A 252-nucleotide genomic window follows, 5' to 3' on the forward strand; every position below is an offset into this window, starting at 1 on the left:
AAAGGTTTTTCTATGGTTCCTTCTATCCTTGCTCCACCTTCGGTACAGTTGTAGGTGGTGATACCCATTTTTCTGGCATTTGGAATCATTTCATTTTCAAACCAATTTTTAAATAAAAGCCATATACTATGAGTTTCGACTTTTCCGTTGCCTCCATAAGCTGTAGTTAAAATATGTTCATACATTTGACTTTCATAATTAGCTGAGTTTTGATAATCATCAGGATGAGAATTGCCATTTTCAGCATAAGCT

1 pseudogene is annotated in these 252 nt (G+C 34.5%); it reads right to left on the minus strand.

What is annotated here, in order from left to right:
• A pseudogene (locus AJN70_RS09930) lies at window positions 1-252 on the minus strand (DUF115 domain-containing protein); the annotation flags it as partial.

Source organism: Campylobacter sp. BCW_4341, from assembly GCF_001764255.1.
GTDB classification, from domain to species: domain Bacteria; phylum Campylobacterota; class Campylobacteria; order Campylobacterales; family Campylobacteraceae; genus Campylobacter_D; species Campylobacter_D jejuni.